Genomic DNA, 25,099 nt, shown 5'->3' with positions numbered 1-25,099 from the left:
ATTTTTTTTACCTGTGCATTGTGAATTTCATATATTCCACATTTTAAACTTACACCGTTTCGCCACAGTTTAATGATGATGAAAAACTGATTTGGTTTGGAGAGTAATTTCTTTTTTTTAATTTTCAACAAAGGTGGTGTGCTGGGTGAATTCTGGATACATTCAGAGAAAAACATTTTCAAAGGTAACTTCATATGCCGAACTTCCCCATTTTATTGAGATACAAAGAAAGTCATTTGACCTATTTTTACAGGCAAATGTTCCTCACGAAAAGCGAAAAAGGCATGGCTTGCAAGAGGTTTTCACCGAAATTTTTCCCATACAGGATTTTACCGGGAAACTTATGCTGGAATTTATCGATTATCGCTTGGATAAGCCAGTTTTCTCAGTTCGTGAATGCAAGGACAGGGGACGAACTTATGCTGCACCGTTGTTTGCCCGGGTTCGATTAATCAACCGAGAAACCAATGAAATAAAGGAACAAGATGTCTATATGGGTGAAATCCCACTCATGACTGATAAGGGAACTTTTGTAGTAAATGGTGCGGAACGTGTTGTAGTAACGCAGCTCATTCGATCTCCAGGAATATTTTTTAGCAAAGAGATAACACCGACAGGAAAAATCGAATATGGTTTTAAGATCATACCGAACCGTGGTGCCTGGTTGGAATTTGGAATAGACCCGGGAGAAATCCTATTTGTTCGCGTTGATAAGAGGCGCAAGATCAATGCTATGACTTTGATCAGAGCTTTGGGGTTTTCTAATGACGAGGAAATCCTCGAACTGTTCGATAACCTTCCTTACATCCAAGCAACATTGGAAAGAGATACCACTTCAAACCCAAAAGAAGCAGTTATGGAGATCTTCCGGCGCCTGCGTCCCAGCGAACCACCAACTGAAGAGAATACTCGAGATTTTATGAGATATTTATTTTTTGACCCCCGCCGTTATGACCTTGGCGAAGTAGGTCGATATAAGCTAAATAATAAACTTAAATTAGAAGAACGCATTGTACGAATCGAAGAGTTTGTCGGAGCTGAGGATATTATTCTTGACCATGAAGAACATCAATGTCTTCGTAATCAAGCAGCAATTGATGAGGATAATCCTTCTCGATATGAAATTCTCCTTCGTAAAGGAGACAAAATTGGACGGCAATTAGCTCTTACTTTAGAGGAGTTGAATCAAGAATATAATATCGATTACATACAAGTTTATAACGACGAAGATCAAATCATAAAAGTATTTATTGAGCGCGAAGATGAATTGGAATTAGTTGGTGATGATTTGGAGGGCAGAACAATAAGCCAGGATGTGGTTCAACCGGAGACTGGAGAGATCCTGCTCAAGAAAGGTGATATTGTAACCTTGGAAGCCTTAAGGACACTGCGAGTTCATGGAATAGAAAGTATTTGGGCTGAAAAGGGACGGATTTTGAGTCGGGCCGATGTAGTCGGGGGCATTCGCTATCTCCTCAACTTGTTGAACGGCGTTGGCTATGATGATGATATCGACCATTTGGGAAATCGACGAGCTCGACCAGTGGGGGAGCTCTTACAAAATCAATTCCGCACTGGGTTACTGAGAGTTGAAAAAGTCATCCGAGAAAAAATGACCATTCAGCCTGACACCGATTCGGCAACTCCCCAAAACCTGATTAATGTTCGACCGGTGGTAGCTGCCATCAAAGAGTTTTTAGGAAGTAGCCCGCTTTCCCAGTTTATGGATCAAATCAATCCACTTTCGGAAATTACCCATAAGAGACGACTGAGTGCTTTGGGACCTGGGGGGTTAAGCCGTGAACGGGCAGGTTTTGAGGTTCGTGATGTCCATTATACCCATTATGGACGAATGTGCCCAATAGAAACTCCGGAAGGACCAAATATTGGTTTAATTACCTCTCTATGCATATATGCAAAGGTCAATGAATATGGCTTTATTGTAACCCCATACTTGAAAGTTGAAAATCGACGTTTAAGCAATGAAATTCGGTATCTTTCCGCTGATGAAGAAGACCGCTATCATATTGCCCCTTCCGATACCATCATCGATGGGAACGGAATGATACACGATGAAAACGTCGTGGTTCGTTTCCGTTCGAAAATTGTAGAGGTAGAAAGCAAAAAAGTTGATTTTATCGATGTTTCGCCTCAACAGATCATTAGTGCCTCGGCATCGCTCATTCCATTTTTAGAGCACAATGATGCCAACCGAGCTTTGATGGGTACCAATATGCAACGTCAAGCGGTTCCTCTATTAGTTTCCAAGCCGCCTCTCATTGGGACGGGAATGGAATATAAAGTTGCCCAAGATTCAGGTGCAACGGTTGTTGCCAGAAATAGTGGAATAGTGAAACAAGTTGATTCGGTTTTTATTGAGATTGAAAAAGATGATGGCGATATCGATCTCTATGAATTAGAAAAGTTTCAGAGGTCCAACCAGAGTACCTGTATCAATCAAAAACCGATCGTTCGAGTTGGACAGTATGTTGAAACTGGACAGATTATTGCTGATGGACCTTGTACTTCAATGGGTGAGATTGCCTTAGGGAGAAATGTTTTAGTGGCTTTTATGCCCTGGGAAGGTGAGAACTTTGAAGATGCCATTCTGATTAGCGAACGATTGGTTAAAGAAGAAGTTTTTACTTCGGTTCACATTGAAGAGTATGAAATCGAAGCCCGAGACACTAAGTTAGGTCCAGAGGAAATTACTCGTGACATCCCCAATTTAGGAGATGAAATTCTTCGGAATCTGGATGATGAAGGAATTATCCGAGTTGGAGCCGATGTGAAACCGGGAGATATTTTAGTCGGGAAGGTTACCCCTAAAGGAGAAACCGAGCTTACTCCCGAAGAGCGATTGCTTCGGGCAATATTCGGAGAAAAAGCCCGAGAAGTACGCGATACGTCCCTCCGGGTTCCCCATGGAGAATATGGCAAAGTTATTGATGTAAAGGTCTTTTCTCGTGAAAATGATGATGAGCTGGCGCCAGGGGTCAATAAACTGGTTAAGGTATTTGTCGCTCAGAAAAGAAAAATTACTGTTGGGGATAAAATGGCCGGTCGCCATGGAAACAAAGGGGTAATAGCCAGGATTCTTGCTGAGGAGGATATGCCTTTCCTCCCTGATGGTACACCGGTTGACATTGTTCTCAATCCTCTAGGAGTTCCTTCTCGTATGAACATCGGGCAGATTTTAGAAACTCACTTGGGTTGGGTTTCTAATAAAGAACATGAATTAATCGCCAGCGCTCCTTTCGACGGAGCAAAAGAATCAGAAATTTTAGAAGCATTGAAAAATGTAACCATCAGTGAGGAAAACCGGTATCCGGTTTTTACTTTTGACGAGAGGATATCTCCGGAATTTAATCTCCTTCCGCATGGAAAAGTGATTCTCTATGATGGACGAACTGGTGAACCTTTCGATAATGAAGTGACAGTTGGTTATATATATATGATGAAACTTGCCCATCTGGTTGAAACTAAGATTCATGCTCGTTCAACCGGACCGTATTCTTTAGTAACCCAGCAGCCGTTGGGAGGTAAAGCCCAATTCGGTGGACAGCGTTTTGGAGAAATGGAAGTGTGGGCATTAGAAGGGTACGGAGCTGCCTATACATTACAGGAAATTCTGACGGTGAAATCCGATGATATTGTTGGAAGAGTAAAAGCCTATGAAGCAATTGTTAAAGGTCAAAACGTACTTAAACCATCAGTTCCGGAATCATTTAAGGTTTTGGTTAAGGAATTACAAAGTTTATGTCTCGATGTGAAAGTGTTTGATTCCAAGAAAAAGGAAATTTCCATCGAACAAATGGAAGATGCCGAAGATGATATGCCTGGATTAGGTGTTAATCTCCAGGGACGAGAGAAAAAATAAAAGAAGGGGGAAAAACCCTTGATAGATGTCAATGATCTTGGAGCTATGCAAATTGGTTTGTCTTCTCCCGAGCAAATCCGCAAATGGTCTCGAGGGGAAGTAAAAAAACCCGAAACCATTAATTATCGGACCCTCAAGCCGGAAAAAGACGGTTTGTTTTGTGAGAAGATTTTTGGACCAACCAAAGACTGGGAATGTTATTGCGGAAAGTATAAAAGAATTCGTCATAAGGGAGTCGTCTGTGACCGTTGTGGAGTGGAAATCACTCGTTCTTCGGTAAGAAGGGCTCGTCTGGGACATATCGAACTGGCTGCTCCGGTTTCGCACATTTGGTATTTTAAAAGTATTCCCAGTAAAATGGCTCTCCTTTTGGGTGTTCTTCCCAAAAACCTGGAGAAAGTTCTCTATTTTGCTTCAGGAAGAAAAAAAGAAGACTGTTATAAAGTTATCGAACCAGGTTCGACCTATCTTGAGCCAGGAACAATTATACGGGATACTGAATATCGGATTCATCAAAAGTATGATCCAAACTTTAAAGCCGAGACTGCTCATCGGATTACTGAAGTCCACAATCTTCCCTTCTCGGTTGGCGATGAACTCTCAACCAAGGAATTAACTCGATTCCGTACAAAATATAAAGAAAGCTTCACGGTAGAAGAATTAGAAAATAATCGCTATGAAGTGATCGATGTCCGAGTATTTCCTTATCAACGCGATGAAGAAATTTCTGAATCGGAAGTCTATCAATTAAGGGAAGTCTATGGTGACCTCTTTGAAGAAGAAATCTTGACTGATACTGCTGAGGAGCCTTGTTATCTGGTTATTGATCCAGGGTCAACCGGTTTGAAAAAAGCCCAGATGATCCTTGAAACCGAAGCGAAATTGCTTCCCCATTATGATAGCGAATTTAAAAGTGGTGTTGGAGCCGAAGCGGTCAGAGAAATTCTTCGGACTTTGGATGTTCAGACTCTGGCTCGAAGTTTACGAAAAGAACTCAAAGAAGCAACCGGCCAAAAGGCCAAGAAAATCATCAAGAGATTACAAGTTGTTGAATCCTTTTGTAAATCGGGAAATCGACCAGAGTGGATGATATTGGAAGTGGTTCCGGTGCTTCCGCCCGATTTGCGTCCTATGGTTCAGCTGGATGGTGGTCGGTTTGCAACCTCAGATTTAAATGACCTCTATCGGAGAGTGATTAACCGAAACAATCGTTTAAAAAGGTTATTACAGCTTGGAGCTCCTGACATTATTGTAAAAAATGAAAAACGTATGCTTCAGGAAGCTGTCGATGCGCTATTTGATAATGGACGACGAGGACGTCCAGTTTTAGGTCCGGGCAATCGACCACTCAAATCACTCAGCGATATGTTACGAGGGAAGAAAGGTCGTTTCCGCCAAAATTTATTAGGGAAAAGGGTTGATTATTCCGGCCGTTCGGTTATTGTCGCCGGACCTCAGTTGAACTTCGATCAATGTGGTCTCCCCAAGAAAATGGCATTAGAACTATTTAAACCTTTTATCATGAAAGGCTTAGTCGATAAAGGTCATGCTCATAATATCAAGAGTGCCAAAAGAATGGTAGAGAAAACCCGCGATGAAGTATGGGAAGTATTAGAAGAAGTTATTGCTGAACATCCAGTTCTCCTAAACCGAGCGCCAACCCTACACCGATTAAGCGTTCAGGCATTTCAACCGGTATTGGTAGAAGGCAATGCCATTCACATTCATCCCATGGTTTGTCCGGCTTTTAATGCTGATTTCGATGGTGATCAGATGGCAGTTCATGTTCCGCTTTCCGCAGAAGCTCAAGCTGAATCGGAAATTCTGATGCTTTCATCTCATAACATCTTATCTCCAGCGTCAGGACGACCGATTGCAGTACCAACTCAAGATATGGTTTTAGGTTGTTATTACTTGACCTTAATGAGGAAAGTAACCAAAGAAACAGCTCTGAAACGATTTCTTGATATAGATGAAGCACTCCTGGCTTTTGAATACAAACAAGTCGATCTTCATGAACCAATTTATATTCGAGAAATTCAAGAGAAAGACCCCAACGTGGCTATGACAACAATTGGCCGGGTGATTTTTAATCAGGTTCTTCCTCAGGGGATGTCTTATTACAATGATCCAATGACCAAAAAGAAACTATCGGATATTGTTGATTCATGTTTTAGAAAATTTGGGAATCAGATTACCGTTGAAACCCTTGATCGAATTAAAAAATTAGGTTTTCGATATGCTACCCAATCAGGAACCAGCATCGGAGTTGTGGACTTGGAAATCCCAGAAAAAAAATTCTCAATCATTGAAAATGCAACTCAGCGGGTTAGCGATACCAACGACCATTATAATGAAGGCCTGATTACCGGAGAAGAACGAGAACAGTCGGTTATCGATATTTGGACTGATGCTTCCAATAAAGTCGCTGAGGCTATTTTGGAATTACTGGATGATTTTAATCCAGTAAATATGATGGCGAAATCTGGTGCCCGAGGAAGCATTCGGCAAATCAGCCAGCTGGCAGGAATGCGAGGATTGATGGCTGATCCTTCCGGTCGAATTATTGAATACCCAATTCGAGCCAACTTCCGTGAAGGTCTGGGGGTACTGGAATACTTTATATCTACTCATGGTGCAAGGAAAGGATTAGCTGACACGGCACTAAGAACGGCAAAATCAGGTTATCTAACCCGGAGGCTGGTTGATGTATCACAGGATATGATTGTTCGTGAGATTGATTGCGGAACCGATGATGGAATCATTATCGGAGACTTAAAAGATGAAAATGATAATATTATTGAATATTTTGAAGAAAGAGTCTTAGGCCGGATGGTTCTCAACGATGTTTATGTTCCTGATTCTGATCAGCTCCTTTTGGCTGCTGGTGAAGAAATCAATGAAGATATAATCCAGAAACTTCTTGAACATAATATCCGTGAATTAAAAATTCGGTCAGTTCTTACCTGTAAAGCGCGATATGGGGTATGTGCCAAATGTTATGGAAGGAACTTGGCGACTGGTAAAATGGTTGATATTGGAGAGTCGGTTGGAATTCTTGCCGCCCAATCAATCGGTGAACCAGGTACCCAGTTGACCATGAGGACCTTTCATACCGGAGGAATTCGAATTGCCGGGGAAGACATTACTCAGGGTCTCCCGCGAGTCGAGCAGTTGTTTGAAGTCCGAAAACCAAAAAAGGCCGCTATCCTATCCGATGTTGATGGGGAAGTAGAAAAGATTGAAGCTATTGGAAACCGAAAGAAAATCATGGTTCGTCCCGATGACGATGAAGCTGATCAATCAGTTCGGGCGTATTTGGTTCCACCCGATATTCGGATTAAGGTTAATGAAAACGTTCGGGTTAAAGCTGGTGATCGATTGACCTTGGGTCCAATTAATCCTCGAGATATCCTTCGAATCAAAGGAATACGAGAGGTCCAAAGTCATTTGGTTGAAGAAATTCAATCGGTTTATCTCTCACAAGGGGTGAATATCAACGATAAGCACATCGAAACCATTGTCCGACAAATTGCTCGTCTAAATAAGGTTATGGTTGAGAATGCTGGTGATACTGAACTCCTTTCCGGAGAACTGGTTCATATAGAAGATTTTGAGCAAGAAAATAATCGAATTAATGAAGAAAACCGATTGGTTTTAGAAAAAGCACTTTCGCTTTTTGAAGGATTCACCTTGCGAGAACCGGCTTTTGATATTACGGGTGAAGCGATTGTACAAAAAGGAGAAGGAATAGACGAGGAAAAGTTAAGGCTTATTCTATCTACCGATTGCAAGCCTTTTTATATCATTAATAATGATCAGACACCCTATAAAATGATTCGAGGATACCGCCCATTAAAATCTGAATTAAAAGACCAGGTGAGTGTTGATGACATCCTTGATCAAGAAGGGACGGTTTTGGTTAAAGCCGGTGAAGTGATCAGTGAGCAGAAGGTTGAACATATCGCTGATTTGGGTCCGGTCATTCTTCGAACCCGAGAGAAGTCGACCTGGGAAAAACTAAAAGGTGCCATTTTAGCCGAAGACGTGACCGATCAGAAAACCGGAGAAGTGGTTCTCAACGCCAATACAAAAATAGAAGCACAACATCAAGATATCATTGAAGCTCATAATATCGATCGGATAGCGATCTGGAAGAATGTAGAGACTTTCCAAATTAAAGAAAGTTTAATTCGGGAATTACGTGAAGAAATTCTTGGGAAAGAAGTAGAAAAAGATATTATCAGTCCAAAAAGCGGTGATTTGATAATCGCCTCGGGTCAGCAAATAAGCCGGGCAGTGGCACGGCGTTTGGTTATGGAAGATGTTAAAGAAGTCGAACTGGGTGATGGACGCTTCTTTTCCATTGAAGGACGATTGAGTGAACTTTTAGAGCGGGAGGTCGTAGGGAAAGTCGCTGCCCAAGATATTTCTATTGAAGAAAACGGCTCAGTTCTGATCAAAGCAGGGCAAACCATCGATCGCGATGGAGTCATTAAAATTGCTGACGATAATGTCGAGTTTCTGTTGATACGAGAAGTGGATGCCGAAACGGAAATAAAAAGCTTGGTTGAAAATGTGGTCTATTTGGCAGGCACCAAACAGGTAGCAACTGGAAGACCAGTCGTTCTGGGAATTACCAAGGCCTCTTTGGCGACTGAGAGCTTTCTGTCGGCGTCTTCTTTCCAACAAACAACTCACGTTTTGGCGGATTCAGCAATAAAAGGAAAAGTTGATGAACTGGTAGGATTAAAAGAAAATGTAATAATCGGTAAGATTATACCAGCTGGAACTGGTTTCCCTAATTATCGAAAGGTGAGACTGGAAACCGAAGAACTCGAAGGTTCAAGTGAATTGACTCTTCACGGAGACCAAAGTGTCGATCTTCGTGAGCTGATGAATTACGAGGAAGAAATCGATATTGAAGATATCCTTCATCCCGATCGAAACAGAACTGAAGATGAGGAAGTTGACGAGGATTCTGAAGAGTTCGGCCATTTTGAAAATCAAATCGATGATAATGACAGCAAAGAAGATAGTATTTTGGACGATTGAAAAATAGGATAAAAAAGTGGGAGCTCATCACTCCCACTTTTTTATAAAATACTAAAACTTCCAGTTGACATTCATTTTTAATGCTGGTAAAATTGCTCCGTTGCACTTGAGGATACCGTTGAAACTCCGATGGTATAAAGAAATAGGGAAAAATATTAGAAATTAAATATATTCAACTCACAAGAGTAAGATATTCAGAAGGAGGAACGATATGCCGACCATAAACCAGTTGGTTCGACAAGGCAGAAAGCAGCCAAAAAAGAAAAGCAGTGCTCCTGCTTTGAAAAGCTCTCCTCAAAAACGAGGAGTGTGTACCCGGGTATGGACTATTACTCCTAAGAAGCCCAACTCGGCATTGCGGAAGGTCGCTCGTGTACGTTTGACTAATGGAATCGAAGTAACCGCTTATATTCCTGGAATAGGACATAATCTTCAGGAACATTCCCTAGTCCTTATTCGTGGTGGTCGTGTGAAAGACCTTCCTGGTGTGAGGTATCATATAGTGCGTGGAACGCTAGATACGGCTGGTGTTGAGAATCGTAAACAAAGCCGTTCAAAATACGGAGCGAAAAGACCAAAATCATAAGGAGTGTGAAGGGTTTTGCCGAGAAAAGGTCCGGTTTCAAAAAGAGAAATCCAACCAGATCCAGTATATAACAGTATTGATGTGGCACGATTAATGAACAAGATCATGCTCAAGGGAAAAAAGAGTGTTTCAGAGCAAATTGTTTATGATGCTTTTGAGATAGTTCGTGAGAAGTCGAAACGCGATCCATTAGAAGTATTTTCTCAAGCTTTGAATAATGTAATGCCTTTAGTTGAGGTGAGAGCTCGGCGGGTTGGCGGAGCTAACTACCAAGTGCCTATGGAAGTTCGTCCCGAACGAAGCAAAAGTCTTGGTATTCGATGGTTGGTCAACTATAGCCGTCAACGGTCTGGAAGAACCATGACCGAGAAATTAGCCAATGAAATCATTGATGCCGCCAATGGGACAGGGGCATCGTCGAAGAAAAGAGAAGACACTCATCGTATGGCAGAAGCCAATAAAGCATTTGCCCACTATCGGTGGTTTTAGGAAAGGGGCTTTATTTTTTTGAATAGTAACCTCAATCAGGAACAAGATTTTGAACAATTGAATATAGAAAAAGTTCGAAACATAGGGATTATGGCTCACATAGATGCCGGGAAAACAACGGTTACTGAGCGAGTTTTATTTTTTACCCGAAAAATTCACCGTGTGGGTGAAGTCCATGAGGGAATGGCAACCATGGATTACCTTCCCCAAGAGCAAGAAAGAGGAATTACCATCAGTTCAGCGGTGACCACTTGTTTTTGGAATAATGCTCGGATAAATATTATCGATACGCCAGGCCACGTGGACTTTACTGTTGAAGTAGAGAGAAGCCTTCGGGTGTTAGATGGTGCAGTAGCGGTATTTTGCGGAGTTGGCGGTGTAGAGCCACAATCAGAAACAGTTTGGCACCAAGCAGACCATTACCGAGTTCCTCGAATTGCATTTATTAATAAATTAGATCGGGTTGGTGCTGATTTTTTTGCGGTCGTCAATGCTATTCGTAAAAAATTAAATGCGAACGCTCATCCAACCCAAATTCCCATTGGAAAAGAAAGCGACTTTATTGGTGTTATTGATTTAATTGAAATGAAAGCTTTTATTTATGGAAGAGACAGTAATGGGATGGAATTTGATTGGGTAGATATCCCGGATGCTTATCGGCAAGAAGCTTTAATCTATCGAGATAAACTTCTGGAAGCAATATCCGAGATCGATGAAAACATCATGCAAAAATATTTGGATGGAAATGAGATAAATCCTCAAGAAATACGTCAAGCTATTCGGAAGGGAACGACCACCGGAAAATTTATACCGGTATTAGGTGGCTCGGCTCTTCGTAATAAATGCATTCAACCTCTTTTAGACGCAGTGGTTTGGTATCTTCCATCCCCACTTGATCTACCGCCAGTTGAAGGGAAAAACCCGAAAACCAATGAATCCGAAAAACGCCTTCCCATGAAGAAAGAGCCTTTTTCGGGTTTGGTTTTTAAGATAAATATGGATCCCCATGCGGGGAAAATTTCTTTTTTCCGAGTCTATTCTGGTCAACTGCAAAGCGGTACTTATGTATATAACAGTAATAAAGGAGTAAAGGAGCGAGTTAGCCGAATTTTGATCATTCATGCGAATCGACGGGAAGACGTACAAATGGTAAAAGCTGGAGACTTATGTGGTATTGTGGGATTACGAAATGCAACTACCGGCGATACCCTCTGCGAAGAACGTTATCCTATCGTTTTAGAAACACTGGTGTTTCCTGAACCAGTAATCGAGGTCGCAATAGAGCCCAAAACTCGTGCCGATCAAGAAAAACTTGGTTTAGCTTTATCAAAATTAGCTGAAGAAGATCCGACTTTTAAGGTAAAAACTGATGAGGAAACCGGTCAAACGTTGATTTCGGGAATGGGAGAATTACATCTTGAAATCATCATCGACCGTCTTTTACGAGAGTTTAAAGTCGAGGCCAATGTGGGTCGACCTCAAGTTGCCTACCGAGAAACAATCCGGCGAAGTAGTCGAGGAGAGGGACGCTATGTTCGCCAAACCGGTGGAAGAGGACAATACGGCCATGTTGTTTTAGAGATCGAACCCTGTGAAGATAATTTTGTTTTTGAAGATAAAATTGTTGGGGGAGCAATACCAAGAGAATATATTCCTTCGGCTCAAGCTGGAGTAAAAGAATCACTGGATAATGGTGTTATTGCTGGTTACCCAGTCATGAACATTCGGGTTCGTTTGGTTGATGGTTCTTATCATCCAGTGGACTCTTCCGATATCGCTTTTAAAATTGCCGGGTCTCTGGCATTGCGGGATGCGATAAAAAGAGCTCAACCGATCCTTTTGGAGCCGGTTATGAAAGTGCAAATTATTACTCCAAAAGACTATTTAGGTGATGTTATTGGAGATATAAGCGCCCGAAGAGGAAAAATTGAAGGAATCGAAAGCAAAGGAGAATTACAGGTTATCAATGCCCAGGCTCCTTTGGCTTCGCTTTTTGGTTACGCAACTGCTCTTCGTTCGGTTACCCAGGGAAGAGCTACTTATACCATGCAGTTTTCTCATTATGAAGAAGTGCCTGAGAATATGATGAAAGAAATTATTGATAAATTGAGGTAAGAAAGAGGAGGATACCTATGGCGAAACAAAAGTTTGAACGAACCAAAACCCACGTCAACGTCGGAACCATCGGTCACGTTGACCACGGGAAAACGACTCTCACCGCTGCCGTCACCGAGACCCTCTCCAAACTCGGGATGGCAAGCTATGTTCCCTTTGACCAGATTGACAAGGCTCCTGAAGAACGAGAACGAGGCATCACCATCGCCATCGCTCACGTGGAATACCAGACCGAGAAACGGCACTATGCCCACATCGACTGCCCCGGCCATGCTGACTATGTCAAGAACATGATCACCGGTGCTGCCCAGATGGATGGTGCCATCCTGGTCGTCTCCGCAGCAGACGGTCCCATGCCCCAGACTCGGGAACACATCCTGCTCGCCCGTCAGGTCGGAGTCCCCTACATCCTGGTCTACCTGAACAAGATCGACATGGTCGATGACCCGGAACTCTTGGAACTGGTGGAAATGGAAGTCCGCGATCTCCTCAACCGCTACGAGTTCCCTGGAGACGATATCCCCATCATCAAAGGGAGCGCCTTGAAAGCCTTGGAATGTGGTTGTGGCAAACGGGACTGTGAGTGGTGCAAGAGTGTCTGGGAACTGATGGATGCCCTGGATAGCTATATCCCTGATCCCCAACGGGAACTGGATAAACCCTTCCTCATGTCGGTTGAAGACGTCTTCACCATCACCGGACGCGGAACTGTGGTCACCGGACGAGTGGAACGAGGGGTGCTCCATCTCGGAGATCAGATTGAAATCGTTGGTCTCTCCCATGACATCAAAAAGACGGTCGTCACCGGAATTGAAATGTTCCGCAAGCTCCTCGATGAAGCCCAGGCGGGTGACAATATCGGAGTGCTCCTCCGTGGCACCGAGAAGAAAGAAGTGGAACGGGGTCAGGTCTTGGCCATTCCCGGTTCCATCACTCCCCACACCGTCTTCAAAGGACGAGTTTACGTTCTCACCAAAGAAGAAGGGGGTCGTCATACTCCGTTCTTCAACGGCTATCGTCCTCAGTTCTATTTCCGGACCACCGATGTCACCGGTGAGATCAAGCTTGCCCAAGGGGTCGAGATGATCATGCCAGGAGATAATGCTGACCTCGATGTCAAACTCATCTACCCCATTGCAATGGAGAAAGGTCTCCGCTTTGCCATTCGTGAAGGTGGTCGTACCGTCGGAGCCGGAGTCGTAACTGATATTACTGAGTAATTCATTTGCCTGTTTTGGGAAATTCCTTTACTGGGAGGCATGAAAGTGGCACAAAAAATAAGAATAAAATTGAAAGCCTATGACCATAAAATATTAGATCAATCAGCTTTACGAATAGTTCAGACTGCGGAAAAGACTGGAGCTTTGGTTTCTGGTCCAGTTCCCTTGCCAACTGATATTGTTAAATATACGGTATTGCGTTCTTCTAATGTCGATAAAAAATCTCGAGAGCAATTTGAGCAAAGAACTCATAAAAGACTGATTGATATATTAGAACCGAATCCAAAGACCGTTGATGCGTTAATGCATCTTGATTTACCGGCTGGAGTTGACATTGAAATTAAACTGTAGAAACGGTGGGAACGGAAGGAGAGAAATAGAATGCCACGAACAGAGTATGGCATGATTGGAGAAAAAGTAGGTATGAGCCGGATCTTTTCCGATAATGGCGAATCTATACCGGTTACGATAATTAAATGCGGCCCTTGTTATGTCGTCCAAAAGAAAGAAAAGACTACTGATAATTACGAAGCAGTACAAATTGGCTATGGGGAAACCAAGGAAAAGAAAGTAAACAAACCGATCAGAGGCCATTTAAAGAAAGCCGGTATTGAACCCCTAAGAAAATTAGTTGAATTTCGAGTAAAAGATTTATCGGCTTTTCAATCTGGTCAGGTCCTTAAGGTATCAGGATTTAAGGTTGGAGATACCATCGATATTATTGGAAAATCGAAGGGAAAAGGGTTTGCTGGGGTTATGAAGCGCCATGGTTATCATGGTGGGAAAGCCTCTCATGGCTCTATGCATTACCGAGCTCCAGGTTCAATTGGGGGAACCGATGCCGGGAGAGTTTTTAAAGGAAAAGGCCTCCCCGGAAGAATGGGTGGAGAGAGAGTGACGATGAAAAATTTAACCGTGGTGCAAATCAATGAAGAAAGAGATTTATTAGTGGTGAAAGGCGCAATACCTGGCGCACCCGGTCAAACCGTACTTGTGCGAAAGAATGCCGTTTAGGAGGAAAGAAATGGAACTTGAGGTAAAGAATAGAGAAGGGAATAAGGTTGGTACCCTTAATTTAGAAGATGTTCTCTTTCAAAGAGAAATTAACCCCCATCTCATTTTTCTCTCGGTTAAGGGATATCTTGATAATCAACGGCAGGGAAACGCTAAAACCAAAACCCGTAGCGAGGTTCATGGTGGTGGGAGAAAACCCTGGCGGCAAAAAGGTACCGGAAGAGCCCGGCACGGAAGTAACCGGTCTCCGATTTGGCGTCATGGAGGAATAGTGTTTGGACCTCAGCCCAGATCGTATAGTCATCCTCTACCAAAAAATGAAAAGAGATTGGCTTTAATTCATGCTATAACTGATAAACTGAATAATAATGCTGTTATGGTTATTGATCAGCTCAATATTGATCAACCGAAAACCAAGGATGCGATCGAATTTCTCAACCGGATGAATGTTCAAGGAAATGTTTTATTAGTCGTTTCAGAGATAAACCCGAATATCCTCCGGGCTTTTGCGAATTTGCCATTAGTGAAATTGTTAAGTCGCAATGAACTCAATACCTATAGTATAGTTAAAAGTGATGTGGTGATTTTTGAAAAGGATGTTTTGGTTGGAATTCAGGAGGTGTTTGGTGTATGATTCAAGACCGGGAGATATTGATTCATCCGATTATAACTGAAAAAGCGGTTGACCAACAAAAAGCCAATAAGTATGTTTTTCGAGTTGATCCCCGGGCGACCAAAAATGACATCAAAAATGCCGTCCATAATTTATTTGGGGTTACGGTATTACAGGTCAATACTATGAATGTAAGAGGAAAAGTGAAACGAATGGGACGTTTTGAGGGATACACTCGCTCATGGAAAAAAGCAATTGTTTATGTCAAACCCGGCGAGAAAATCAAAGCCTTTGATATCGGATAATTCTAAAGGAGATTATTGCTATGGCAAATATTAAGGCATACAAGCCGACAACGAACCCCCGACGTCACATGACCGGGCATACTTTCGAGGAAATTACTTCTGGAGCGCCGGAAAAATCGCTTCTTGTTTCTCATCGGCGGAAAGCCGGAAGAGACAGTTCGGGAAGAGTTGCAGTGCGTCATCAGGGTGGTGGTCACAAGCGGAAATACCGGATCATCGATTTTAAGCGGAATAAATTCGATATACCAGCTAAGGTTGCTAGTATCGAATATGATCCTAACCGATCAGCAAGAATAGCTCTCTTGGTTTATGCAGACGGAGAGAAACGGTATATTATTGCTCCTTTGGGTTTGAAAGTCGGTGACACCGTATTATCCAGTCCAAAAGCGGAGATTCAACCTGGTAATGCTCTCCCATTAAAAAGCATACCGGTTGGAACTATTATTCATAACATTGAGATGAAACAGGGAAAGGGAGCGCAATTAGCTAGAGCTGCTGGTTCCTATGGACAACTTATGGCAAAAGAAGGAACCTATACCCAGATTCGGTTATCTTCTGGTGAAGTTCGGCTTATTCATATTGATTGTTTAGCTACAGTTGGTCAAGTGGGGAATCTTGATCACGAAAATATCACGGTTGGAAAAGCAGGTCGAAAACGATGGATGGGTATTCGACCCACAGTTCGCGGAAATGCTATGAACCCGATTGACCATCCTCACGGGGGTGGAGAGAATAAAGCTCATTGTGGACGACAGCCAGTAACACCGTGGGGAAAGTATACGAAGGGGTATAAAACCCGCAAGAATAAAAATACTGATAAATGGATTGTGAAGAGAAGAAAATAATGGGAGGAGGAATTCCTTTTGGTACGATCATCGAAAAAGGGTCCATATATTGATTTAAAATTACGTTCGCGTATTGAAGAAATGAATAAAAAAGGTGATAAGAAAGTACTGAAAACCTGGTCGCGTGCCAGTATGATTATTCCGGACATGATCGGACATACGATTGCAGTTCACAATGGAAAGAAGCATATTCCGGTTTATGTCACTGAGCAAATGGTAGGACATAAATTGGGTGAGTTTGCGCCGACCCGTACTTTTAAAGGTCATGGAAATCCTACCGAGCGATCAACGTCGCTCAAATAAGAGGGAGGATAACATAGATGGAAGCGAGAGCGACCGCAAAATTTATAAAAATATCGCCACGGAAAGCTCGACAGGTTGTAGATATTATCCGTGGGAAAAAAGCCGATGAAGCTTTATCTTTGCTTCAATTTGTTCCCAAAAAAGCTTCCCGACTAGTTTATAAGGTGCTTAAATCGGCAGTTGCCAATGCTGAAAATAACCTGAATTTAGATACCGATAGTTTGGTGGTTTCAAGGGCTTTTATAGATCAAGGTCCAACCATGAAAAGAATTCGGGCTCGAGCAATGGGAAGAGCATATGTTATTCGAAAAAGAACTTCTCATATTACCATTGCAGTATCAGATATGGAGGAGGGAAGTTAATTGGGACAAAAAGTTAATCCGATTGGACTTAGGTTAGGAATTATTCGAGGATGGCAATCTCGCTGGTATGCAGATAAAAAATATCGAGAATATTTGGCAGAAGATCTTCAAATTCGGCAATTTGTTAGAGAGAAGTTGAAAAGAGCCGGAGTTTCAGGAGTTGAAGTAGAAAGACTTGCCAACCAGGTTAAGATAATCATAAAAACTTCACGACCAGGAATTGTAATTGGACGAAAAGGATCGGAAGTTGAAAGTCTTCGTCAATCGATTCAAAAACTGGTTGATAATCCAAATGTTCAAATAACTGTTGATGAGATTAAGGTTCCAGAAATTGATGCTTACTTGGTTGCTGAAAATGTTGCCTTTCAAATTGAAAGAAGGGTTTCTTATCGGCGAGCCATGAAACAAGCCATTACCCGCGCTCTTCGATCGGGTGCTATTGGAATAAAAATATCTTGTTCAGGGAGACTCTCCGGAGCAGAAATTGCACGGGAAGAATGGTATCGTGAAGGTCGATTGCCCTTGCAAACTCTTCGGGCTGATATTGATTATGGATTTACCGAAGCCAACACGACTTATGGAAAAATAGGAGTGAAGGTGTGGATTTTCAAGGGTGAAGTGATCAAAACCGGTGAAGTTTTGGAGGGAGTATCCAGTACTAAGGTTGACAATCGTAAGGAGGATACTAAGGCTTATGTTGATTCCGAAGAGAGTTAAATATAGAAAACAAAACCGTGGAAGAATGAGAGGAATAGAAACCCGCGGTGCAAAAGTAGATTTTGGTGAATTCGGTTTGCAAGCATTGGAGCCACAATGGATAACCAACCCTCAAATCGAATCAGCCCGAATAGCCATTTCTCGGCATCTTAAAAAGGGAAAGATATGGATTCGAATTTTTCCCGATAAACCTTTTACAAAAAAACCAACTGAAACCCGTCAAGGAAAAGGAAAGGGACCAGTTGAGGGATGGGTAGCGGTGGTCAAACCAGGACGTGTTCTTTTTGAAGTCTCGGGTGTTGATCGGGAAATTGCCTATGAGGCACTTCACCTAGCTGCTCAGAAGTTGCCCATTAAAACAAGAATAGTTGAGAGAAAAGCAGAATAGAGGTGTTGTTAATGAAAGCTTCGGAAATCCGCAATATGACTGGGGATGAACTTAATAAAAAATTGAGTGACCTGCGAACCGAGCTTTTTAATTTACGATTTCAAGCGATAACTGGGCAATTAGGAAATCCCCGACGGATCCATATGGTTAAAAAAGATATTGCCCGGATCAAAACCATAGTTAATGAACGCGAAATGTTTGGAAAGACGCAGGAGGTCAAATCAAATGGCTGACCGAAAAAGATTCACAGGTGAAATTATCAGCAACAAAATGGATAAAACTGTACTGGTTCGAGTAACACGAATTAGCGAGCATCCTTTTTATAAAAAGAAAATGAAAAAGTCCAAAAAATATAAAGCCCACGATGAAGCTGGAATTTGTGAAATAGGGGATCGGGTCATTATCGAAGAAACCAAGCCTCTCAGTAAAACAGTTCGATGGAGAGTAGTGGATGTAACTTTAAAGGCGAAGGTAAAGGGAGGAGAGGACATTGATTCAACCGAGAACAATGCTTGAAGTTGCAGATAATACCGGTGCCAAAAAGATTATGTGTATCCGGGTTTTAGGTGGCTCGAGACATCGATACGCATCGGTCGGAGATATAATCATAGCTGCAGTTAAAGAAGCCGAGCCACGATCAAATGTGAAGAAGGGCGAAGTGGTGAGAGCGGTTATAGTGAGAACTCGTAAAGAAATCGGTCGGGTGGATGGGACCTACATCCGCTTTGATGATAATGCAGCGGTTCTCATTACGCCGGCAAACGTGCCCCGAGGAACTCGAATTTTCGGACCAGTCGGGCGAGAACTGCGTGAAAAGCAATTTATGAGAATCGTCTCCCTCGCTCCAGAAGTAGTATAAGGGATGTGAAGATGATGATGAAAAAGGAAAATATAAAAGTACCAATAAAAAAGGGCGATACGGTTGAAGTGATTCACGGAAAGGACAGAGGAAAAAGAGGAAAAGTTCTGACCGTTCTTCGTTCCGATCTGAAGGCGGTTGTAGAGGGTATAAATTTAGTAAAAAAACATACCCGGGCAACCCAAGAGAATCCTCAAGGGGGTATTATCACCAAAGAAAGTCCGATGAGGATATCCAATTTGCGTTTAGTATGCAGCCGGTGCAATCAGTTGACCAAAATAAAAAGATCAACCGTTTCTGATTCTGAGTACCGGGTACGTATCTGCAAAAAATGCAGTGAAATTATTGACAAGGTATAAGGAGGATTTTGGGAGTGTCAGTGACCAAGGAAAAATATACGAAAGAAGTTATACCGGTCCTTATGAAGCGGTTTGGGTATGGAAATGTAATGGAAATACCAAAAATTACCAAGGTCATTATCAATGAAGGGATAGGAGATGCAACTCAAAACCAACATTTCCTTGACCTTGCTGTTGATGAATTGACTGCAATAACCGGTCAAAAACCGGTTGTTACCCGAGCGAGAAAATCGATTTCTAACTTTAAGTTGCGAAAAGGAAATCCTATTGGATGTAAGGTTACCCTTCGGGGCCAGCGGATGTATGAGTTTTTGGATCGTTTTCTCAATATCTCAATAGCAAGAATTCGAGACTTTCGAGGATTTCCTGATGGGTGTTTTGATGGTAGAGGGAGTTGTACTATTGGAATTCGAGAACAGCTCATTTTCCCCGAAATTAATTATGATAAAGTTGAAAGAGTGAGAGGCATGAACATTACTTTTGTTACCACTGCCAAAACCGACGAAGAAGCCAAGGCGCTTCTCGAGGTATTGGGATTACCTTTTCGAAAGTAAAGGAGGAATATTGAATGGCTCGAAAGGCCAAAATTGTTCGAAATCAGCAACAATTAAAATATAAAAATCGATATCGAAATCGTTGCGCCTTGTGTGGCCGGTCCCGAGGATATTTACGGGATTTTGGCATGTGTCGAATCTGTTTCCGGTCCCTTGCTAATAAGGGGGAAATACCCGGTGTTACAAAATCGAGTTGGTAGGAAGGAATAATTAAAATGGCACATACTGATCCTATTGCTGATATGCTTACCCGTATACGGAATTCTTTGAAGGCGCGAGAAAATTCTGTATTAGTACCTTATTCGAAGCTGAAAGGTGAATTAGCACGCATTTTAAAGGAAGAAGGATATATTCAAAGTTATAAAATAGTTGCTCGCGAGAATAAATCGAGTGATATGATAATCGATCTGAAATATGGAATGAAAAAAGAGCGAATTATTAATGGTTTAAAAAGAATTAGCAAACCAGGTTTACGAATTTATGCAGGAAAAGATGAAATACCCGTTCTCTTAGGTGGCATGGGAACGGTAATCGTATCGACCTCTCAGGGAATTATGACTGGAAAAGCCGCAAAAAAATCCGGTGTTGGCGGAGAGGTCATCTGTTATATATGGTAGAAAGGGGATCCATGATATGTCACGCATAGGAAAAAAATCGATCGTTGTTCCTTCGGGGGTCAATATTGAGATCGACGGTCTATCCGTTCGGGTGAAGGGTCCCAAAGGATTATTAGAGAGGCAATTTCATCCACGCATGAAAATCGTTAAAGAGGAAAATGAGATCAAGGTGTTTCCGCAAGGAGAGACGAAGCTTGACAAGTCTCTTCATGGACTCACTCGAACTCTTATTGCCAACATGGTCCACGGGGTTAGTGATGGTTTTGAAAAATCATTGGAACTAGTCGGAGTTGGTTATAAAGCTCAGAAAAAAGGAGACGCTTTGGTCATGAACCTCGGTTTTAGTCATCCGGTGGAAATTGTTCCTCCTAGCGGAATTTCATTTGATGTTGAAGGACAAATTATCAAAGTGAAAGGTGCTAACAAGGAACAGGTTGGACAGGTGGCAGCTGACATTAGAAAAATCAGAGAGCCTGAGCCATATAAAGGAACAGGAATTAAGTATATTAATGAATATGTCCGAAGAAAACAGGGGAAGACCACGGCGAAGTAAGGAGGACCGAACATGCCTTTGGTAGATAAAAAACAAAAGAGATTTTACCGACATAAACGAGTACGTTCAAAAATAAAAGGAACCGCCGAACGTCCCCGACTCTGTATTTACCGGAGTTTAAGTCATATTTACAGTCAAATTATTGATGATGATAAGGGAGAAACCTTGGCAGCTTTTTCTACTCTTTCACCATCAATGAAAACTATCTCCGGAACCAAAACCGAAAAAGCCCGGGAAGTAGGCAAGGGAATTGCTGAAATTGCTCTTCAAAAAGGAATTAAGCAAGTGGTGTTTGACCGGGGTGGTAATAGGTATCATGGTCGGGTTAGAGCTTTAGCTGAGAGCGCTCGAGAAGGCGGTCTTGAATTTTAATCCTTGGAGGTTGGACAATGCAGAAAGTGAAGCCAGAAGGGCTTGAGCTTCAAGAAAGATTAATATCAGTTAGTCGAGTGAGCAAAGTTGTAAAGGGAGGAAAGCGATTTGGTTTCAGAGCGATTGTGGCAGTAGGGAATGGTGATGGAGTCGTTGGCTTGGGGATCGGAAAGGCTAAAGAAGTTCCCGATGCAGTTCGTAAAGCGGTTGAAAGAGCCAAGAAATCGCTGTTTTCTTTCCCAAGAAGGAAGTCAACAATTACCCATGAAGTTTTGGGGAAATATGGAGCAGGCTCAGTGGTTATGAAACCAGCTTCACCCGGTACTGGTGTGATTGCCGGGGGTCCGGTACGTGCCATAATGGAAGTTGCTGGTATTCGCGATATATTGACCAAATCATTAGGGACCAATAATCCTGTTAATGTTGCCAATGCTACTTTGCAAGGATTAATGAGCCTTAAGGATCCTCGGGAAATAGCTCATTTGAGAGAAAAAAATTCCCAGGATTTTTTCGAAAGAGTATAGCGGAGTGATAGGTTTATGACTAAAAAATTACTGAAAATTACCCTAAGAAAAAGTGTGATTGGGAGATTAAAATCACACAAAAGAACTGTGCAATCATTGGGACTCAGGAAAGTGAACCATAGTGTCATTCAAGATGACAACCCCTCTATTCGAGGCATGGTCAATAAGGTTTCATATCTCTTAGAGGTTGAAAATATCGAAGGAGAGGAGACGGTTTCTGAATGAAAATTAATGACCTCAAACCACAGAATGGATCATTCCACCGCAGCAAAAGAGTTGGACGCGGAATTGGTTCAGGCCATGGGAAAAATGCTTGTCGGGGTGAAAATGGACAAAAATCTCGATCAGGAACCCATATCAGCGCTCATTTTGAAGGAGGACAAATGCCCTTCGTTCGGCGGATACCAAAACGAGGGTTTCATTCCTTTACTCAAGAGGAATACCAGATTGTCAACCTGTCTCAACTGAATCGCTTTGAGCCAGGAACTGAAATAACCAAGGACCTTCTTAAGGAAGCTGGTCTTATTGGAAGCACCTCTCTCAAATTGAAGATTCTTGCCAAGGGAGAACTGAATAAAGTTTTAACTGTTCGTTCGGATGCTTTTTCGAAAAAAGCCAAGTCCCTTATTGAAGAAAAGGGCGGAAAAGCCGAGGTGCTTTAAAAATGTGGGAATCATTGCTGAAGCTTTTTAGAATACCAGATCTTAAAAAAAGAGTTATATTTACTCTCCTGATGCTGGTTATATTTCGAGTTGGAGCTCATGTCCCGGTTCCGGGTATTGATCCCCAAGCTCTGGCAAATGTTTTTTCTCAGGGTGGCTTGTTGAGTTTTCTAGATATGTTTGCCGGAGGAGCGTTAAGCCGTTTTTCTATCTTAGCACTGGGTATCATGCCTTATATTAACGCATCAATTATTTTTCAACTTTTAACCTCGGTAGTTCCCAAGCTGGAAGAGCTTGCCAAGAGTGGTGAAGAAGGCCGCGATAAAATCGCACAGTATACCCGATGGGGGACTATTCTTCTGGCAGCAGTGCAGGGTTTTGGTATTACCGTTTGGTTAGAGAGTATGGGCGTAGTATTTGCTCCAGGCATTCCCTATCGAATTACGGTTATTTTAACCCTTACCGCAGGAAGTATGTTTCTAATGTGGTTGGGAGAATTGGTGTCAGACTATGGTATTGGTAATGGAATATCCTTAATTATATTTGCCGGTATCGTCGCTCGAATTATTCCACAAATGGTGAGCACGGTTGCCTTGATTCGAGTTGGTGAAATTAATCCGATTATGTTTATTCTCAATTTGGTATTTTGGATTCTCATTATTGCCTTTGTTGTTTTATTTCAAGAAGCGCAAAGAAGGATACCAGTTCAATATGCAAAAAGAGTAGTGGGACGAAGAATGTATGGTGGACAGAGTACCCATATCCCCATCCGAGTTATCCAGGGAGGGGTTATTCCGATTATCTTTGCATCTTCGATTCTTCTTTTCCCGGCGACTTTAGCTCAGTTTTTCCAAGGCTCGGCTTTTATGAAGTCGATTGCCGATGCTTTGACTCCTAATTCGCCATTATATTTGACGATTTATGCAGCGTTAATCATATTTTTTACTTTCTTTTATACAGCGGTTACTTTTAATCCAATGGAATTAGCTGATAATATGAAAAAGTATGGTGGTTTCATCCCTGGTATTCGGCCTGGTCGGCCAACCGTTGAATACCTCGATCGGTCTTTATCCCGGATCACTTTGTGGGGAGCTCTCTTTTTGATGATCGTTGCTGTTTTGCCCGATTTGCTGGTGAGAGTTACCAATGTGACCACCCTCTATTTTGGTGGAACAGGAATTATCATCATGGTCGGAGTAGCTATTGAAACTGTGAGACAACTGGAAGCACAGCTTCTTATGAGACATTACGAAGGATTTATTAAAAAATAATTCAAAGGGGGAATTATATAAATGTTTATGGTGCTCCTTGGACCACCAGGGGCTGGTAAGGGAACCCAAGCGAAAAGAATAGAAGAGCAATATAATATACCACAGATCTCAACTGGTGATATCATTCGGTTAGCTATTCAAAGCAAATCGGAATGGGGAAAAAAAGCCGAAGAATATGTTCGGTCTGGTGAGTTAGTGCCCGATGAAGTGGTCATTGGAATTATACGGGAAAGACTTACCCAGGACACCTACCGTAATGGTTTTATGCTCGATGGTTTCCCCCGTAATCTTGAACAGGCTGAAGCATTAAACCAGCTTTTAAAAGAAATAGGGATTCAGCTGAACCTGGTTTTATATTTTGATGTGGATCGCGATGAAGTAATCGAACGGCTCTCGGCACGAAGGATCTGCGAGAAATGTCAAACTCCTTATAATATGGTTTCTAAGCCACCCAAAAACGATGAGATCTGTGATATCTGTCAGGGACGAGTCGTACAAAGACCTGATGATCGGCCTGAAGTTATCATGAATCGATTGAATACTTATGAGCAACAAACCAAACCTTTAATTGATTACTATCGTTCCCAGAGTATTCTCAAGGTTGTCACTTCTAAGGGGTCGATAGACGATGTGTTTCAACAAGTTCAAAAGGTTTTGGAGTCAATAAAAGAATGAGCATTTTTCTTAAGGAAAGTGATCTCAATTTAATGCGGCACAGCGGTGGGATTTTAGCTGATGCTATAAAAGAAGCTAAAAAGCATATCTTACCAGGAATGAAGACCGCTTTTATTGATGAAATAGTTGAAAAATTTATCGTTCAAAGGGGCGCTAGACCAGCTTTTAAAGGATACCGTGGTTTCCCGGCTTCAGTATGTATTTCTATCAATGAGCAGGTAGTGCATGGTATCCCGGGAGAAAGAGTTATCCATGACGGTGATCTGGTAAGCTTGGACATTGGAGTTGATTACCGGGGATATTTTACCGATGCTGCTTTTAGTGTTGTAGCTGGTAATAATAACGGTATAGCTTATCAATTGGTTAAGGTTGCCAAGGAGTCACTTTTTGAAGGAATACAGAAAGCAAAAGCGGGAAATCGTATTGGTGATATTTCCAATGCGATTCAAAAATACATTGAGAAAAATAAATTCTCAGTCGTTCGGGATTTTGTTGGTCATGGATTAGGACTCTCGCTTCATGAAGAACCTCAAATACCAAACTTCGGATCAAGAAATCAGGGTCCGTTAATAAAAAAAGGAATGGTGCTGGCTATTGAACCCATGGTCAACGAAAAAGGTTTTCAAGTTCAAATATTAGACGACGGTTGGACAGTTGTCACCCGAGATCAGGGGCTTTCAGCTCATTATGAACATACGGTTCTAATAACCGAAGATGGACCGGAGATATTGACCATGGATAAGAGAGGGGATGAATAGGAT

General features: G+C 42.1%; 30 protein-coding genes. All 30 read left to right on the top strand.

Features of this window, described 5'->3' with window-relative positions:
• Positions 1-133: 133 nt before the first annotated feature.
• Complete coding sequence (gene rpoB / locus RT761_RS13140) at positions 134-3,880, top strand: DNA-directed RNA polymerase subunit beta (RefSeq protein WP_425491240.1); 3,747 nt, start codon at positions 134-136, stop codon at positions 3,878-3,880.
• A gap of 45 nt (positions 3,881-3,925) precedes the next feature.
• Complete coding sequence (rpoC, locus tag RT761_RS13135) at positions 3,926-8,935, top strand: DNA-directed RNA polymerase subunit beta' (protein WP_425491280.1); 5,010 nt, start codon at positions 3,926-3,928, stop codon at positions 8,933-8,935.
• A 211-nt stretch (positions 8,936-9,146) separates the two neighbouring features.
• Positions 9,147-9,521, top strand: coding sequence for a 30S ribosomal protein S12 (gene rpsL / locus RT761_RS13130; protein WP_218111872.1), 375 nt, complete (start codon positions 9,147-9,149; stop codon positions 9,519-9,521).
• 15 nt (positions 9,522-9,536) lie between these two features.
• The gene (gene rpsG / locus RT761_RS13125) at positions 9,537-10,010 is read left to right on the top strand and encodes a 30S ribosomal protein S7 (protein ID WP_218111871.1); all 474 of its coding nucleotides are present in this window, start codon (positions 9,537-9,539) and stop codon (positions 10,008-10,010) included.
• An 18-nt stretch (positions 10,011-10,028) separates the two neighbouring features.
• Positions 10,029-12,125 (top strand): elongation factor G, encoded by a 2,097-nt coding sequence (fusA, locus tag RT761_RS13120; RefSeq protein WP_343073753.1) that lies wholly within the window; start codon positions 10,029-10,031, stop codon positions 12,123-12,125.
• A gap of 17 nt (positions 12,126-12,142) precedes the next feature.
• Positions 12,143-13,345, top strand: coding sequence for an elongation factor Tu (gene tuf / locus RT761_RS13115; RefSeq protein WP_218111870.1), 1,203 nt, complete (start codon positions 12,143-12,145; stop codon positions 13,343-13,345).
• 39 nt (positions 13,346-13,384) lie between these two features.
• The gene (gene rpsJ, locus RT761_RS13110; protein WP_218111869.1) at positions 13,385-13,696 is read left to right on the top strand and encodes a 30S ribosomal protein S10; all 312 of its coding nucleotides are present in this window, start codon (positions 13,385-13,387) and stop codon (positions 13,694-13,696) included.
• A gap of 30 nt (positions 13,697-13,726) precedes the next feature.
• Complete coding sequence (gene rplC / locus RT761_RS13105; protein ID WP_218111868.1) at positions 13,727-14,359, top strand: 50S ribosomal protein L3; 633 nt, start codon at positions 13,727-13,729, stop codon at positions 14,357-14,359.
• Between the two features lie 10 nt (positions 14,360-14,369).
• Positions 14,370-14,993, top strand: coding sequence for a 50S ribosomal protein L4 (rplD, locus tag RT761_RS13100; protein ID WP_218111867.1), 624 nt, complete (start codon positions 14,370-14,372; stop codon positions 14,991-14,993).
• Positions 14,990-15,277, top strand: a complete 288-nt coding sequence (locus RT761_RS13095) for a 50S ribosomal protein L23 (RefSeq protein WP_218111866.1) — start codon at positions 14,990-14,992, stop codon at positions 15,275-15,277. The genes rplD and RT761_RS13095 overlap by 4 nt, the downstream gene beginning before the upstream one ends.
• Positions 15,278-15,297: 20 nt before the next feature.
• The gene (gene rplB, locus RT761_RS13090; protein WP_218111865.1) at positions 15,298-16,122 is read left to right on the top strand and encodes a 50S ribosomal protein L2; all 825 of its coding nucleotides are present in this window, start codon (positions 15,298-15,300) and stop codon (positions 16,120-16,122) included.
• Positions 16,123-16,140: 18 nt separating this feature from the next.
• Positions 16,141-16,425, top strand: a complete 285-nt coding sequence (rpsS, locus tag RT761_RS13085) for a 30S ribosomal protein S19 (RefSeq protein WP_218111864.1) — start codon at positions 16,141-16,143, stop codon at positions 16,423-16,425.
• 17 nt (positions 16,426-16,442) lie between these two features.
• Positions 16,443-16,787, top strand: a complete 345-nt coding sequence (rplV, locus tag RT761_RS13080) for a 50S ribosomal protein L22 (protein WP_218111863.1) — start codon at positions 16,443-16,445, stop codon at positions 16,785-16,787.
• On the top strand, positions 16,788-17,504 hold the full coding sequence (gene rpsC, locus RT761_RS13075) for a 30S ribosomal protein S3 (protein WP_218111862.1): 717 nt from the start codon (positions 16,788-16,790) through the stop codon (positions 17,502-17,504).
• Positions 17,482-17,892, top strand: a complete 411-nt coding sequence (gene rplP, locus RT761_RS13070; RefSeq protein ID WP_218111861.1) for a 50S ribosomal protein L16 — start codon at positions 17,482-17,484, stop codon at positions 17,890-17,892. The genes rpsC and rplP overlap by 23 nt, the downstream gene beginning before the upstream one ends.
• A gap of 11 nt (positions 17,893-17,903) precedes the next feature.
• Positions 17,904-18,125: a 50S ribosomal protein L29 gene (gene rpmC, locus RT761_RS13065; RefSeq protein WP_218111860.1), complete on the top strand. Its 222-nt coding sequence runs from the start codon at positions 17,904-17,906 to the stop codon at positions 18,123-18,125.
• Positions 18,118-18,408, top strand: coding sequence for a 30S ribosomal protein S17 (rpsQ, locus tag RT761_RS13060; RefSeq protein ID WP_218111859.1), 291 nt, complete (start codon positions 18,118-18,120; stop codon positions 18,406-18,408). Before rpmC ends, rpsQ begins: the two co-directional genes overlap by 8 nt.
• Positions 18,383-18,751 (top strand): 50S ribosomal protein L14, encoded by a 369-nt coding sequence (gene rplN / locus RT761_RS13055; RefSeq protein ID WP_218111858.1) that lies wholly within the window; start codon positions 18,383-18,385, stop codon positions 18,749-18,751. Before rpsQ ends, rplN begins: the two co-directional genes overlap by 26 nt.
• Before the next feature lie 17 nt (positions 18,752-18,768).
• The gene (gene rplX, locus RT761_RS13050) at positions 18,769-19,110 is read left to right on the top strand and encodes a 50S ribosomal protein L24 (RefSeq protein WP_425491279.1); all 342 of its coding nucleotides are present in this window, start codon (positions 18,769-18,771) and stop codon (positions 19,108-19,110) included.
• 14 nt (positions 19,111-19,124) lie between these two features.
• Complete coding sequence (gene rplE, locus RT761_RS13045; protein WP_218111856.1) at positions 19,125-19,664, top strand: 50S ribosomal protein L5; 540 nt, start codon at positions 19,125-19,127, stop codon at positions 19,662-19,664.
• A gap of 14 nt (positions 19,665-19,678) precedes the next feature.
• The gene (locus tag RT761_RS13040) at positions 19,679-19,864 is read left to right on the top strand and encodes a type Z 30S ribosomal protein S14 (protein ID WP_218111855.1); all 186 of its coding nucleotides are present in this window, start codon (positions 19,679-19,681) and stop codon (positions 19,862-19,864) included.
• Positions 19,865-19,879: 15 nt separating this feature from the next.
• The gene (rpsH, locus tag RT761_RS13035) at positions 19,880-20,281 is read left to right on the top strand and encodes a 30S ribosomal protein S8 (protein ID WP_218111854.1); all 402 of its coding nucleotides are present in this window, start codon (positions 19,880-19,882) and stop codon (positions 20,279-20,281) included.
• 16 nt (positions 20,282-20,297) lie between these two features.
• Positions 20,298-20,834, top strand: a complete 537-nt coding sequence (gene rplF, locus RT761_RS13030) for a 50S ribosomal protein L6 (protein WP_218111853.1) — start codon at positions 20,298-20,300, stop codon at positions 20,832-20,834.
• A 12-nt stretch (positions 20,835-20,846) separates the two neighbouring features.
• Positions 20,847-21,206 (top strand): 50S ribosomal protein L18, encoded by a 360-nt coding sequence (gene rplR, locus RT761_RS13025; RefSeq protein ID WP_218111852.1) that lies wholly within the window; start codon positions 20,847-20,849, stop codon positions 21,204-21,206.
• A gap of 17 nt (positions 21,207-21,223) precedes the next feature.
• A complete protein-coding gene (gene rpsE / locus RT761_RS13020) occupies positions 21,224-21,730 on the top strand; it encodes a 30S ribosomal protein S5 (RefSeq protein WP_218111851.1) in 507 nt (168 codons plus the stop codon).
• A 15-nt stretch (positions 21,731-21,745) separates the two neighbouring features.
• On the top strand, positions 21,746-21,955 hold the full coding sequence (gene rpmD, locus RT761_RS13015; RefSeq protein WP_218111850.1) for a 50S ribosomal protein L30: 210 nt from the start codon (positions 21,746-21,748) through the stop codon (positions 21,953-21,955).
• Positions 21,952-22,392: a 50S ribosomal protein L15 gene (gene rplO, locus RT761_RS13010; protein ID WP_218111849.1), complete on the top strand. Its 441-nt coding sequence runs from the start codon at positions 21,952-21,954 to the stop codon at positions 22,390-22,392. Before rpmD ends, rplO begins: the two co-directional genes overlap by 4 nt.
• 2 nt (positions 22,393-22,394) lie before the next feature.
• Positions 22,395-23,663: a preprotein translocase subunit SecY gene (secY, locus tag RT761_RS13005; protein WP_218111848.1), complete on the top strand. Its 1,269-nt coding sequence runs from the start codon at positions 22,395-22,397 to the stop codon at positions 23,661-23,663.
• Between the two features lie 21 nt (positions 23,664-23,684).
• Entirely contained in the window at positions 23,685-24,338 is a 654-nt protein-coding gene (locus tag RT761_RS13000) for an adenylate kinase (RefSeq protein ID WP_218111847.1), read from the top strand.
• Complete coding sequence (map, locus tag RT761_RS12995) at positions 24,335-25,096, top strand: type I methionyl aminopeptidase (RefSeq protein ID WP_218111846.1); 762 nt, start codon at positions 24,335-24,337, stop codon at positions 25,094-25,096. The genes RT761_RS13000 and map overlap by 4 nt, the downstream gene beginning before the upstream one ends.
• The last annotated feature ends 3 nt before the right edge of the window (positions 25,097-25,099 follow it).

It is taken from the genome of Atribacter laminatus, from assembly GCF_015775515.1.
Classification (GTDB): domain Bacteria; phylum Atribacterota; class Atribacteria; order Atribacterales; family Atribacteraceae; genus Atribacter; species Atribacter laminatus.
This window is presented reverse-complemented; position numbering and strand designations above follow the sequence as displayed.